This window comes from Streptococcus sp. SCPM-O-B-15304 (M98), from assembly GCF_058200215.1.
The window spans coordinates 24375-37888 of sequence record NZ_JBYQGQ010000004.1; the positions used below are offsets into that span (position 1 = coordinate 24375).

Sequence of the window (13514 nt, forward strand, 5' to 3'; positions counted from 1 at the left end):
TTCTGATTATAGATTTTATTTGTTTGTTAGGATTTCAAGAGTTTCAAGCAAGTTATCTGCGTGAACTTCGATTGTATCCCCTGTCGCCTTGATCTTGACTTCTACGATACCATCAGCTGCTTTCTTCCCAACAGTGATACGAATTGGAAGACCAATCAAGTCGCTATCGCTGAATTTAACACCGACACGTTCGTTACGGTCATCCGTCAAGACTTCGTAGCCTTTATTTACCAAGGCTTCTTCGATACGATTAGTCAATTCAAGACTTGCTTCATCCTTGACATTAACTGGAATCAAGTGTACATCAAATGGTGCCAATTCTTTAGGGAAATTGATTCCCCAAGCGTAACGGTATTCACCTTTAGGCGTTTTGTTAACAAAGAGACGAGCGTGTTGCTCCATAACTGCTGAAAGGAGACGGCTGACACCGATACCGTAGCAACCCATGATGATTGGCACAGCACGGCCATTTTCATCCAAGACATCTGCACCCATACTTGCTGAGTAACGAGTTCCAAGTTTGAAGATGTGACCAATTTCGATACCACGCGCAAAGTTGAGAACACCTTGTCCGTCTGGAGAAATTTCTCCCTCACGAACTTCACGGATATCCACATACTCGGCAGTGAAGTCACGACCTGGATTCACACCAGTCAAGTGGTAACCATCTTCGTTGGCACCTACAACAGCATTGCGGCTATCTTGTACCTTGCGATCTGCAATAATCTTAACATTTTCTGGAAGATTTACTGGGCCAAGGGAACCAAAGTCAGCTCCCAACAATTCTTTCACTTCTGCCTCAGTTGCAGGTTCCAAGAAATCTGCTCCAAGGTAGTTTTTCAATTTGACTTCGTTGAGCTGGTCATTGCCAACAAGTAGGGCCACAACTGGCTCCTCATCTGCGATATAAACCAAGGTCTTGATTGTTTGCTCTTCAGAGACATTCAAGAAGGATGCGACTTCATCGATAGATTTAACACCTGGTGTTTCCACGCGAGATACTTCTTCTTCAGTCACAACACGATTGCTTGGTTTGTACTCATTGGTTGCCATTTCCAAGTTAGCTGCATAGCTTGATTCACTTGAGTAGGCAATGGTATCCTCACCCGAAACCATCCATTTGAGCAATTCTGCCTTGATTTCTTCTTGCACTTGATCAGGGATTTCATCAAATGATGAGACAGACTTGTCTAAAACAACCCAACGGTCAAGGTCTGTACGAGCAGGTGTGATGGCCATAAACTCTTGGCTATCCTTACCACCCATAGCTCCACCGTCACCGATGATGGCTTTAAAGTCCAAACCACTACGAGTGAAGATACGCTCATAGGCTGCCTTGTACTCATCATAAGTTACATCCAAGCTATCGTAGTTAGCGTGGAAGCTATAACCATCTTTCATGATGAATTCGCGCGTACGGAGAAGTCCATTACGTGGACGTTTTTCATCACGGTATTTAGGTTGAATTTGGTACAAGTTCAGTGGCAATTGCTTGTAAGACTTGACAGAATCACGGACAATAGCTGTGAAAGTTTCTTCGTGAGTTGGCCCCAAGATAAAGTCTGACTTCTCACGATTTTTCAATTTGTACAAGTCCTCACCGTAGGTTTCATAACGGCCAGACTCACGCCAAAGGTCTGCACTGAGAAGGGCTGGAGCCAACATCTCAACAGCACCAATCTTGTCAAACTCTTGACGCATGATCTTCTTAGCTTTTTCGATAACACGGTTAGCAAGTGGTAGGTATGAGTAAACACCTGCTGATACTTGACGAACATAACCAGCACGCAACATAAGGGCGTGACTGATAACTTGAGCATCGCTTGGCATTTCGCGAAGCGTTGGGATAAGCATTTTACTTTGTTTCATAATGACTCCTCTATTTCTTAAAAGAAGGTACGCATGATGTCGTTCCATGTCACGGCGAGCATCAAAACGACCATAATGACAACTCCGACCAGAGTGACATAGGTTTCAATTTCTTGTTTTAGTGGTTTGCGGCGAATAGCTTCAATGATGTTAAGCACGATTTTTCCACCGTCGAGCGCAGGAATTGGAATCAGATTGAAAATTCCGATATTGATGGAAATCATAGCCAAGAAGTACAAGACATTTTCCAGTCCGTTCTTGGCAGCATCGCTACTTGCCTTAAAGATAGCAACGGGACCGCCTAGTTTATTCAAATCTGGTTGGAAGATCAAGCTTTTCAAAGCATTGAGAATTCGCAAGGCTGAATCAGCCGCAGTTGTAAATCCACCCATAAACATAGACCAGATATCTGATTTGAGTCTCGGCTGGACACCCAAAATATAACGCCCTTGGCTTTCCTCAGGTGTCACACTCACTTGTTTTTCAGTTCCATTTTCAGAGACTGTCACATCCAAAACGGGAGCTGTTTTGTCCTTGGTTTCTGCATCAACCGCCTGGATCAGATCTGACCAGTTTGAAATCTCATAACTTCCGACCTTAGTAATTTGGGCCGTATTTTCAACTCCAACCTTAGCCAATGCGCTATCTGGAATGATATTGAAATTGTTCGTTTGCGTATCACGAACGCCACCTTGCATGAAAATCAAGATCCAGAAGACGATAACTCCTAGGATAAAGTTATTCATAGGACCAGCAAAGTTAGTAATCAATTTGCCCCAGACAGTCGCATTTTGATATTGGACGTCTAAGGGAGCGATACGAACTTCCGTTCCATCAGCTTCCACAATGGTCGCATCATGGTCAACTGAGAAAGTCTTTTCCTCTTCCAAGACCAAGCCTCTAATAAAGAGTTTATCCTCAAAATCAAACTTAGTGACCTGCATGGGTAAAGCAGTCTGGTCAACCTTTTTCCCAGAGAGATTGATACGCTTAACCTTACCATCCGCTGCCAATGTTAGACTTGCAGGGGTTCCAGTCTTAATCTCTGTCGTATCTTCACCCCAACCTGCCATCCGAACGTAACCACCCAGTGGCAGGAGACGAATAGTATAAGCAGTCCCATCTTTTCCGATATGGGCAAAGATTTTGGGACCCATCCCGATGGCAAATTCACGAACCAAAATCCCGGACTTCTTAGCAAAGTAAAAATGCCCGAACTCGTGAACTACCACGATAATCCCAAAAACTAGGATAAATGTTAGTAATCCTATCATTTAATTTCTATTTACCTTTCCTTAAAATAAGCCAAAGAGGTGCATAATCGGGAACACAGCCAGCATGCAATCAAAACGATCCAGTACCCCACCATGACCCGGGATAAACTTGCCTGAGTCTTTGACACCAAAGTGACGTTTCATAGCACTTTCGATCAAATCCCCCAACTGACCAGCTATACTAAAGAAAATAGCAAAGACCATCATTTTGTAAATCCCATAAGGTAAAGCAACGGTACTATCAACTAGCATAAAGATCAAAGTCACTAGCATAGCAGCCAAGATACCTCCCATAGCACCCTCTATGGTCTTGTTAGGGGAAACTCTCGGAGCTAGCTTTCTCTTACCAAACTTCATTCCTACTAGATAGGCGCCACTATCGGTTGCCCAGACCATACAAAGTCCCAAAAGCGCCTTATCCAAACCTGCGATACGAGCATCGACCAAAGCATTAAAGCCAAAGCCAACATAAAAACTCATGGCAATCGGAAAAACAGCATCCTCAATAGTATAGTTCTTGCTAAAAACTGTTGCTCCTAGCAAAATGAGAATCACGACACTATAAGCAACAACGTTCCCATCCACGGGCAAAAACTTCAGGTAGTTTTCCAAAGGAATAGTCAGAAAAAAGGTTGCTAGTAAAGTCAAGAGCCCTTCAGGCGTCATGGTATTTAACCCCTTCATACGAAGCAACTCATGGACTCCCAACATAGCCACAATCCCCATGGCAATCTGGAGCCATAAGCCACCAATCGCCAAGATTGGGATAAAGATAGCCAAGGCCAAGATAGCAAAAAGGGTTCTCTTTTGTAAATCCTGTATCATAATATCTCCTAAACTCCTCCAAAACGACGGTTGCGACGATTGTACTCGATGATAGCTTCTTTCAAGGCTTCCTCATCAAAGTCAGGCCACAAGACATCCGTGAAATAGAGCTCGCTATAAGCAGCCTGCCATGGCAAGAAATTACTCAAACGAAGTTCACCGCTGGTCCGAATAATCAAGTCAGGATCACGCAAAACTTTTGGCAAATGACCCGTAAAGAGGTATTCCCCAATCAACTCCTCTGTGATATCACCAGGATTAATCTTAGCATCTAAAACATCCTGTGCAATCAACTTGACCGCTTGTGTAATCTCAGCTCGTCCACCATAATTAAGGGCAAAATTGAGAATCAAGCCTGTATTTAACTTAGTCAGCTCCTCTGCCTTTTTCAAGGCATCAAAAGTCTGCTTCGGCAAACGCTCAGTCTCCCCAATCATTTGAATCTTCATGTTCTTCTGATGCAATTCAGGAACAAACTTATCATAAAATTCAACAGGCAAGTTCATGATAAATTTGACTTCCTGATCTGGACGGGTCCAGTTTTCAGTTGAAAAGGCATAGACTGTCAAGGCTTTGACGCCCATATCACTAGCAGCAATAGCTACCTTTCTCAAAGCATCCATCCCAGCCTTATGGCCAAAGACTCGTGGCTGCATCCGTTTTTTAGCCCAACGGCCATTCCCATCCATGATCACACCGATGTGGTCTGGCACCATTGTGGGGGTTTCTGTTGCTTTATCTTTTTTTAAAAATCCAAACATGATTGTATTCCTATTCAAAAATCTATCGTTTCATTATACCATATTTTTCACTTTTCTTCTATTATTGCCTATCATTCTACGGCGAAATTTCCCATATATCTCCTATATTTCCAGTATATCAAGCCTTGCAATTCCTAAAGAAAGTTGATACAATAAAACCATAGAGATTCGATCCTTGTTCAGCCACAGGGATTTTTTATTGAAAGGATTTTATCATGTCAAAGACACTCCAACGTAAAAAACAATTGAGAAACAGCCTACGTCGCTCAGGTGCATTTTCAAACACTGTAAACAAGGTTGTCGAAGAAACAAAAAAAGTTGTGAAGCACGCTGAAAAAGCAGCAAGCGATGCAGGGAAAGCCGTTTCTAAAAAGGTTGAAAAAACTGTAGAAGCAACCAAAGAACAAGCTCAAAAGGTTACAAGCTCTGTAGAGGAATTCGCAGCCAACCTAGGTGGACTTTCAGTAGATCGCGCTAAAACTTTCTACGATGAAGGAATCAAGTCTGCTGCTGACTTTAAAAACTGGACAGAAAAAGAACTCCTTGCCTTGAAAGGAATCGGTCCAGCAACTATCAAGAAATTAAAAGAAAACGGCATTAAGTTCAAGTAATCTTTCTTGTTCCTTGCTTTTCCGTCAAAAACTTGTTAAAATAAAGCCATTAGAGGTGTTTTGAGTCCCACATTTTACAGAAAGTGGCGGTGCTGAGAAGTCCACAAATGTGTCAAAACTGGTTGCTAATGGATGAAATTTAAAAATGAAATATAAATCTTTTTGTTTCCTTTTAGGACTAGGCAGCGAGTTGCAAGCCTAATCAAAGAGAAACAAGAAGACAAAAGTTGCGGGCGTTGCCCGAAATTGGGTGGTACCGCGGATTAACACATTCGTCCCTGTCAGATTGATGACAGGGGCGATTTTTATTTTGCACCCCTAGCCAAAGGAGGTTGTCATGAAACAATCTTTTAAAACAAGTAAGCTCTACTATGGTTTTCCTATCTTCATTTTGGGCTATCAGGACCAGAACTTTGGGCACAATATCACGACCTGCAGTTCCTCTTATAGTCTGGGAGATTGGTTGGTCATAGGTGTTGGTGCTGAGGAAAATGCAGCTGACCAGATTAAGCATTACCAACAGTTCACTGTCAACATCCCTGACGAAAACCTCATGATCCAGATGGAGCAGGCTGGCTTTATCAGCCATCGGGAGAAATTGAAACACCTAGGGCTTGACTACGAGATTTCTGAACGAACTCAGGCTCCGATTTTGGAGGCCTGTCCAGTCGTTTTGGATTGCCAGGTTGATCGGATTATCGAGGAAGATGGCATCTGTCATATCTTTGCCAAAATTCTCGAGCGACTAGCTGATCCAGAGCTCTTGGATGACAAGGGACATTTTAAAAATGACCGTTTTGCGCCGACTTACTTTATGGGGGACGGCCACCAGCGCGTTTATCGTTATCTAGATGACCGAGTCGATTCCATGGGAAGCTTTATTAAGAAAGCGAGGCAAAAGAATGACAATAGCAACATTACCTGAACGAATCGAAACCGAGCGTCTGGTCTTGCGAGTCCGTACCGTGCCGGATGCTGAGGATATCTTTGACTATGCTAGTCGTCCAGAAGTCTCTTACCCAGCAGGTTTTCCACCTGTCAAGACCTTGGAAGATGAGATTTATTACCTAGAACATATCCTTCCCGAGCGTAATCAAAAGGATAATCTCCCAGCAGGCTATGGAATTGTGATTAAAGGGACCGATACAATCATTGGTTCTGTCGATTTCCCCCATCGCCACGAAGATGATGTGCTAGAGATTGGCTATACCTTGCACCCAGACTATTGGGGTCGAGGCTATGTGCCAGAAGCAGCGCGTGCTTTAATCGACCTAGCTTTTAAAGAATTGAGTCTTCACAAGATTGAACTAACTTGTTTTGGTTACAATGTCCAAAGTCAACGAGTCGCTGAGAAACTTGGTTTCACCCTTGAAGCTCGCATAAGGGATCGCAAAGATGCCCAAGGCAATCGTTGTGATGATTTGAGATACGGCTTGCTGAGGAGTGAGTGGGAGGCGGATTGATGCATGTTTTCATCATTGGAGCTCCAGCCTCAGGGAAAATGACCATTGGTCAGGAACTTTCAAAACTCACCGGTGCGACTCTCTTTTTCAACCATCAACCAATAGATTTCGCACTCGAAATCTATCAGGATTTTACGGAAGAAATGTGGGAATTTGTTCGTAGCGTTAACTTTTCTTTTCTTGGAACAAGCGCCAGGCATCATCGGTCGGTGATTTTAACAGGTGTAACTGATTTTTCAAATCAATACCATCTGATGTATTTGAAGGACATTCAAGATTTGTTAAATGAGTATCATCAAGAGATTCTTTTTGTTGAATTGGAAACAAGCCTTGAGGAGCGCTTACGTCGCAATCGGACGGAGAATCGGTTGAAATACAAACCTTTGAAACGGAATTTTGAGGTATCTGAAAGAGAGATTTTAGATACTGATAAAACGAATCAACATAATTCTCAAAAGCAACCGAGTGATCTTCACCACTACCTTAAAATTAATAATACGAATCTGTCTGCAGAAGAAGTTGCAAAGCAGATTCAAGAAAAAATGAAAACAATAGAGAAAGGACAAACACATGTCTAAAGAACTTTCACCTAAATACAATCCAGCCGAGGTTGAGGCTGGTCGTTACCAAAAATGGCTTGATGAAGATGTTTTCAAGCCTTCAGGCGATAAAAAGGCTAAGCCTTATTCTATCGTTATTCCACCACCAAACGTAACTGGTAAACTCCACCTTGGTCACGCTTGGGATACAACGTTGCAAGATATCATCATCCGTCAAAAACGTATGCAAGGCTTTGATACGCTTTGGCTTCCAGGGATGGACCACGCGGGGATTGCGACCCAAGCTAAGGTTGAGGAGCGCTTGCGTGGTGAGGGCATTAGTCGTTACGACCTTGGTCGTGAATCTTTCTTGAGTAAGGTCTGGGAATGGAAAGACGAGTATGCCACTACCATCAAGGAACAATGGGGCAAGATGGGACTCTCTGTAGACTACTCTCGTGAGCGTTTCACTCTTGACGAAGGTTTGTCAAAAGCCGTGCGCAAGGTCTTTGTGGACCTTTACAAGAAAGGTTGGATCTACCGTGGTGAATTTATCATTAACTGGGACCCAGCAGCTCGTACAGCCCTTTCTGATATCGAGGTGATCCATAAGGACGTGGAAGGTGCCTTCTACCATATGAACTACATGCTAGAAGATGGTTCACGCGCCCTTGAAGTGGCGACTACTCGTCCTGAGACTATGTTTGGGGACGTTGCGGTTGCGGTCAATCCAGAAGACCCACGCTACAAGGACTTGATTGGTAAAAACGTCATCCTTCCAATCGCTAATAAATTGATTCCAATCGTTGGGGACGAACACGCAGATCCTGAATTTGGTACTGGTGTCGTGAAAATCACTCCTGCCCACGATCCAAACGACTTCTTGGTTGGTCAACGCCATAACTTGCCACAAGTTAACGTCATGAACGATGACGGGACTATGAATGACTTGGCCTTCGAATTTGCAGGTATGGATCGTTTCGAAGCTCGTAAGGCAGTCGTGGCTAAGTTAGAAGAAATCGGTGCCCTCGTTAAAATCGAAAAACGTGTCCACAGTGTTGGTCACTCAGAGCGTACAGGTGTAGTGGTTGAACCACGCTTGTCTACGCAATGGTTCGTCAAGATGGACCAATTGGCCAAGAATGCCATTGCTAACCAAGACACAGAGGACAAGGTAGAATTTTACCCACCTCGTTTCAACGATACCTTCCTCCAATGGATGGAAAATGTCCATGACTGGGTAATCTCTCGTCAGCTCTGGTGGGGTCACCAAATCCCTGCTTGGTACAATGCTGAGGGTGAAATGTATGTCGGCGAAGAAGCTCCAGAAGGGGACGGATGGACTCAAGACGAAGACGTCTTGGATACTTGGTTCAGTTCGGCCCTTTGGCCATTCTCAACCATGGGCTGGCCTGATGTCGACTCAGAAGACTTCAAACGTTACTTCCCAACTTCAACTTTGGTAACAGGTTACGACATCATCTTCTTCTGGGTGTCTCGTATGATCTTCCAATCCTTGGAATTCACTGGCCGTCAACCATTCCAAAACGTTCTTATCCACGGTCTTATCCGTGACGAGCAAGGACGTAAGATGTCTAAATCTCTCGGTAACGGGATTGACCCAATGGATGTCATCGAGAAATATGGTGCCGATGCCCTTCGCTGGTTCCTTTCAAACGGTTCTGCACCAGGACAAGACGTGCGCTTCTCTTACGAGAAAATGGATGCTTCATGGAACTTCATTAACAAGATCTGGAATATCTCTCGCTACATCCTTATGAACAATGAAGGCTTGACCCTCGAGCAAGCAACTGCTAATGTGGAAAAAGTTGTTAAGAAGGAAGCTGGAAATGTCACAGACCGCTGGATTCTCCACAACCTCAATGAAACCATCGGAAAAGCTACTGCTAACTTTGATAAATTTGAGTTTGGTGTAGCTGGACACATCCTATATAACTTCATTTGGGACGAGTTTGCGGACTGGTACGTTGAGTTGACTAAGGAAGTCCTTTATAGCGACAACGAAGAAGAGAAAGTCATCACACGTTCCGTTCTCCTTTACACCTTGGACAAGATCCTTCGTCTCCTTCACCCAATCATGCCATTCGTGACAGAGGAAATCTTTGGACAAATCTCTGAAGGCTCTATCGTCACAGCGGAATACCCAACTGTCAACCCAGCCTTTGAAGACCTTGCGGCCCACACAGGTGTCGAAAGCCTCAAAGACTTGATCCGTGCTGTTCGTAATGCGCGTGCGGAAGTAAACGTAGCACCAAGCAAGCCAATCACCATCCTTGTTAAGACAAGCGATAGCGACTTGGAAGCCTTCTTTAACAGCAATGTCAACTACATCAAACGCTTCACAAATCCAGAACACTTGGAAATCGCTTCAAACATTCCTGCACCTGAACTCGCTATGTCAAGCGTCATCACAGGAGCAGAAATCTACTTGCCACTGGCAGACCTCCTCAATGTCGAAGAAGAACTAGCTCGTCTCGACAAGGAACTGGCTAAATGGCAAAAAGAACTGGATATGGTCGGTAAGAAGCTCTCTAACGAACGCTTCGTAGCCAATGCCAAACCAGAAGTCGTCCAAAAAGAACGCGACAAACAAGCCGACTACCAAGCTAAATACGACGCGACCGTAGCACGTATTGATGAGATGAAGAAGTTGGTGAAATAAACATACAAACACGGCGGAATGCCGTGTTTTTTTGGTATAATGGAGAAAATATTATCATGCTTAAAATTATATTTTGAGAAAATGATGAAACTAGAAATAGAATTGGAAGTGAGTCATGATTTTACAAAAAATTATTGAAGAAATCTATTCAAAAATTGAAGAATTTGAAGATAAAGATGATAATCAAGAATTTACCTTTTGTTTTAGAGGTGAAGCAGAAGACTATAAAGCTACAAAGCTGACACCTACATTGTTTAGAGAGAAGAAAATTGAAGGTAGTATACCAGATAAAGAACTAATCAATTTGATAACTGATTATAAAATAGTTGATGATAAAAATTTGAATCCTCTGTCAAAAGCAATTGAAGGGCAACATTTTTTAGCACTAAGCAGGTTACTTGATATTACTTTTAGTATATTACCATCAATTTTTTTTGCATCTTCATCCTCAAAATATAAAGATGGATATATTTATATATTTAGATTCCCTAAAGCCTACTCCCCCAGTTCGAATTATATTAACAAATATTATGAAAAATTAATTAATGGAGAAATTGAGCCTTATTATCAAAATTTCAAAGTTCTTTCACATATCCAAAGTAATAGTAGAATTAAATCTCAAAGCGGTGGATTTATTTTGTTTCCAGGCCAAAAAATAAAAAAAATTCCAACTATTTACTATAAGAGATATAGAATTGAAGCTAAAGATAAAGCTGAAATTCTTAAAGAGCTAGATATTTTTTTCAATATTAATGAGTCTACAATTTATCCAGAAAAAGATAAAAAAAGAGATTTAATAAAAAAACGGTTATACTCAATATCTAAGGATGATATTTTTTTAGAAAACAGTAATTTTTATATACAGGAAATTGATACTGCTTTAGAAAGAATATCATTTGAGATACATTCTAAATTAGAAGTTGATAGAAAAAATATACTAAGGTTGCTACGAAAGGAAAGAAGGAATCTAGAAGAATATGTTAAAAATTTGACCATAGATGCTGATGTAAAAAAAGAGATTCTTAAAAAAATACAAAATGAGTTCAATAAATTAAAAATTAGTTTGAAAGATTAGAGGGAAGAAAATGAATGATTTACAGATAGACAATTGGGTAAAAGAAGGAATCTTACCTTCTATTTCTGAAATTGATGAATCACAAATTGAAAAAATTGATGAGAATAGACTAGTATTATTTAAAGATATGAGTGATGACGATAGTTATAAGGATGTTCTTATTTATCAATTTCATGGAAGTTTTAAAAGTGAAGATTTTGAATATGAAAAATTACTTGCAGAAATGACTCATGCGCAATTAAGTGAACGTGATATATTTGTTTCTTTTAATAGTTGGGAAGAAGAGCGTGAAACAATACAGAAGCTTAAACAAGAAGAAGATAGTGCTACAAAGAAAAATAAAATTGAGAATAACTTTGCTTTATTTAATTCTGTATATTTTCAGGATTCAGATTATATTACTATCCAAGTAGAAGATGATGGAATAAACTATTTAGAATCACCTGAACGAAACGAAAACTTGTCAGCGATAGTTGTTAATTGTTCTTTGTCTGAAATTAAAAAGCTATATAACTGCACGGGGGTGAAGTTATTTAGAAGAAATGTTAGGGATGGAATAATTTCAAATAAATCAACTATTCGCTCTATATTTAGTAAATACTTATCAATAATTGATGATACTTCTGATAATGTAGGAGACCAAAATGATTATGACCCTCCATTGTTCTGGTTTAGTCATAATGGAATTACTGTATTTGTAGACAACGAAAATCCTAGTAATTTTAATTTTCAAAATGATGAGATTGAATTGAATCGTAATTTTTGTAGTGTAATTAATGGTGCACAGACAATAACAAATTTCTTCTTAGTCTATAGCGAATTAAAATACCAGTATCAATCGGATGAAGAAAAATTGAAAAAATTGGAATCATTAATTTCTCAAATAAAAGTAAAACTTACAGTAATTCAAGGGAAAAACAAATATTCTAACTTTATTACGAGAGGATTGAACACACAAAATCCAATTACAGATGAAGATTTCATAGCAATTTCCGAAAAAGTTATGAATCTAAATAAATTGCTTTCAGAGATACATATTTTAAAAACTGGTGAAGTTGAACGAGATGGAGGACTCACTCCATTGCAATTTGTAAAACAATTTTTGATCGTGGACAACAAACCAGGTCAAAGTAAAAACTTTAATAAAGGTGATTTAGAAACTCAAATTGGCTTGATTTATTCGGAAATTGTATTGCAGGAAGGAGATGAAATAAGACTAAAATCAAAATCTGAAGAAATAATTCAAAAAATTGTATTTCTAAACGAAGTAGAATCTTGGTGGAAAAAGAAAAATAGAGAAACCACAGAAAAAGATTTAATAGATAGATATGCAAAAAATTACTTTGAGAGTTTTGTGATTAAGCATTATGAAAATATAGCAGATGCTGAAGGAAAAGAAAGAATCTTCGAAGTTTATTTTGAGAAATTTAAAGAGATTATTTCAAAAAAAGAATATAATTATAACAGTTTTAAGAACGATAACCTATATAATGAAATAATTGATGAATATGAAAAACAGATAGAAAATAATGTTGTTAATAAAAATTTAGATGATGTGTATATTAATAAATTAATTAAATTTTTAAATGACAATCCTGATTCAAAATATCAATCTTTAATATTAAAATTTAACTATGATAAAATACAAATGGATAATATTAGAGTCATCAGAAGGGTAAATGGTAATATAATGGAAAGTTTTTACTTGTCTTCTAAAACTTTTTCTGAACTCTATCAAAATTTAAGTATAGAAGATAGACTTACTAATGATAAGGAAATCAAAGAAAGTGATTTTAAAACTTTTTCTGAGTCTACCTTATACAACGAATTAATCAAAAAGTATAACATATATGTAATTGATGTTGAAGAAGATAGCACAGGAAAAGAATTAATAACACATATAACTATAAAGCGTGACTTTAACTTTAATCTGTTAGATGAATATAGTGAGAAGGTACAACAATTGTACAAAGAAACAATTAATGCATTTATTGAAGGTGAAACTAGTAAATTTCCTACTGTAAAAAACGGAGATATTATTTATGTACAGCCAAAAGCGATAAATAAAGAGGATTTATTTTTATTTACAAACGGAGAACAACTTCCAAAACAAACTTTTTGGATTTCAAAAGACTATATTAAAAATATTATAAACAATTAAAATCTTTTCAAGAAATGAATAACTTTATTTAAAAATGATTTTGATGAACTAGTGTACATCATTGTAAATGAAATGAAACCTGAGATTATCACTCAGAAAATCTATCTTTTGGGTGTTTCATTGCTGAGACGTATCATAGAATATTTTTAAGCTTTTACCTAAATTAATTGGTCATAGATTGATGTTCTTTGAAATACAATGCTTTTTTGATGAAGTAAATATTAAAAATAGTTAGAAATATAGAAAGATTTAT

General features: G+C 39.3%; 11 protein-coding genes. 7 read left to right on the forward strand and 4 right to left on the reverse strand.

Annotated features, from left to right (window positions below):
* Positions 1-15 precede the first annotated feature (15 nt).
* From AC3E7H_RS03305 to uppS, 4 genes are read right to left on the reverse strand one after another with little or no spacing between them, the layout of a single operon-like run.
* Positions 16-1869, reverse strand: coding sequence for a proline--tRNA ligase (locus AC3E7H_RS03305; protein ID WP_000814014.1), 1854 nt, complete (start codon positions 1867-1869; stop codon positions 16-18).
* Between the two features lie 17 nt (positions 1870-1886).
* Positions 1887-3143: an RIP metalloprotease RseP gene (rseP, locus tag AC3E7H_RS03310; RefSeq protein WP_000579736.1), complete on the reverse strand. Its 1257-nt coding sequence runs from the start codon at positions 3141-3143 to the stop codon at positions 1887-1889.
* A 21-nt stretch (positions 3144-3164) separates the two neighbouring features.
* Complete coding sequence (locus tag AC3E7H_RS03315; RefSeq protein WP_000613843.1) at positions 3165-3968, reverse strand: phosphatidate cytidylyltransferase; 804 nt, start codon at positions 3966-3968, stop codon at positions 3165-3167.
* An 8-nt stretch (positions 3969-3976) separates the two neighbouring features.
* Positions 3977-4729, reverse strand: coding sequence for an undecaprenyl pyrophosphate synthase (gene uppS, locus AC3E7H_RS03320; RefSeq protein WP_000466754.1), 753 nt, complete (start codon positions 4727-4729; stop codon positions 3977-3979).
* 215 nt (positions 4730-4944) lie between these two features.
* Between uppS and AC3E7H_RS03325 the strand changes: the two genes are divergently transcribed.
* From AC3E7H_RS03325 to AC3E7H_RS03355, 7 genes are all read left to right on the forward strand, one after another.
* Positions 4945-5340, forward strand: coding sequence for a helix-hairpin-helix domain-containing protein (locus tag AC3E7H_RS03325; protein ID WP_000047728.1), 396 nt, complete (start codon positions 4945-4947; stop codon positions 5338-5340).
* A gap of 337 nt (positions 5341-5677) precedes the next feature.
* The gene (locus AC3E7H_RS03330) at positions 5678-6265 is read left to right on the forward strand and encodes a flavin reductase family protein (RefSeq protein ID WP_075227863.1); all 588 of its coding nucleotides are present in this window, start codon (positions 5678-5680) and stop codon (positions 6263-6265) included.
* Complete coding sequence (locus AC3E7H_RS03335; protein ID WP_075227864.1) at positions 6243-6803, forward strand: GNAT family N-acetyltransferase; 561 nt, start codon at positions 6243-6245, stop codon at positions 6801-6803. Before AC3E7H_RS03330 ends, AC3E7H_RS03335 begins: the two co-directional genes overlap by 23 nt.
* Positions 6803-7381 carry an AAA family ATPase gene (locus AC3E7H_RS03340; protein WP_075227865.1) on the forward strand — a complete coding sequence of 193 codons (579 nt, stop codon included), beginning with the start codon at positions 6803-6805 and terminating at the stop codon, positions 7379-7381. The genes AC3E7H_RS03335 and AC3E7H_RS03340 overlap by 1 nt, the downstream gene beginning before the upstream one ends.
* The gene (locus AC3E7H_RS03345; RefSeq protein ID WP_490676099.1) at positions 7374-10025 is read left to right on the forward strand and encodes a valine--tRNA ligase; all 2652 of its coding nucleotides are present in this window, start codon (positions 7374-7376) and stop codon (positions 10023-10025) included. Before AC3E7H_RS03340 ends, AC3E7H_RS03345 begins: the two co-directional genes overlap by 8 nt.
* 115 nt (positions 10026-10140) lie before the next feature.
* Positions 10141-11100, forward strand: coding sequence for an FRG domain-containing protein (locus AC3E7H_RS03350; protein WP_075227867.1), 960 nt, complete (start codon positions 10141-10143; stop codon positions 11098-11100).
* A gap of 10 nt (positions 11101-11110) precedes the next feature.
* The gene (locus AC3E7H_RS03355; RefSeq protein WP_075227868.1) at positions 11111-13261 is read left to right on the forward strand and encodes a hypothetical protein; all 2151 of its coding nucleotides are present in this window, start codon (positions 11111-11113) and stop codon (positions 13259-13261) included.
* Positions 13262-13514 lie beyond the last annotated feature (253 nt).

What these genes read in the sequence shown, in the direction of transcription:
- AC3E7H_RS03305 (WP_000814014.1), bottom strand. Translation starts at nt 1,869, where the DNA reads ATGAAACAAAGTAAAATGCTTATCCCAACGCTTCGCGAAATGCCAAGC.
- AC3E7H_RS03355 (WP_075227868.1), top strand. Translation starts at nt 11,111, where the DNA reads ATGAATGATTTACAGATAGACAATTGGGTAAAAGAAGGAATCTTACCT.
- AC3E7H_RS03315 (WP_000613843.1), bottom strand. Translation starts at nt 3,968, where the DNA reads ATGATACAGGATTTACAAAAGAGAACCCTTTTTGCTATCTTGGCCTTG.
- AC3E7H_RS03340 (WP_075227865.1), top strand. Translation starts at nt 6,803, where the DNA reads ATGCATGTTTTCATCATTGGAGCTCCAGCCTCAGGGAAAATGACCATT.
- AC3E7H_RS03335 (WP_075227864.1), top strand. Translation starts at nt 6,243, where the DNA reads ATGACAATAGCAACATTACCTGAACGAATCGAAACCGAGCGTCTGGTC.
- uppS (WP_000466754.1), bottom strand. Translation starts at nt 4,729, where the DNA reads ATGTTTGGATTTTTAAAAAAAGATAAAGCAACAGAAACCCCCACAATG.
- AC3E7H_RS03345 (WP_490676099.1), top strand. Translation starts at nt 7,374, where the DNA reads ATGTCTAAAGAACTTTCACCTAAATACAATCCAGCCGAGGTTGAGGCT.
- AC3E7H_RS03350 (WP_075227867.1), top strand. Translation starts at nt 10,141, where the DNA reads ATGATTTTACAAAAAATTATTGAAGAAATCTATTCAAAAATTGAAGAA.
- AC3E7H_RS03325 (WP_000047728.1), top strand. Translation starts at nt 4,945, where the DNA reads ATGTCAAAGACACTCCAACGTAAAAAACAATTGAGAAACAGCCTACGT.
- rseP (WP_000579736.1), bottom strand. Translation starts at nt 3,143, where the DNA reads ATGATAGGATTACTAACATTTATCCTAGTTTTTGGGATTATCGTGGTA.
- AC3E7H_RS03330 (WP_075227863.1), top strand. Translation starts at nt 5,678, where the DNA reads ATGAAACAATCTTTTAAAACAAGTAAGCTCTACTATGGTTTTCCTATC.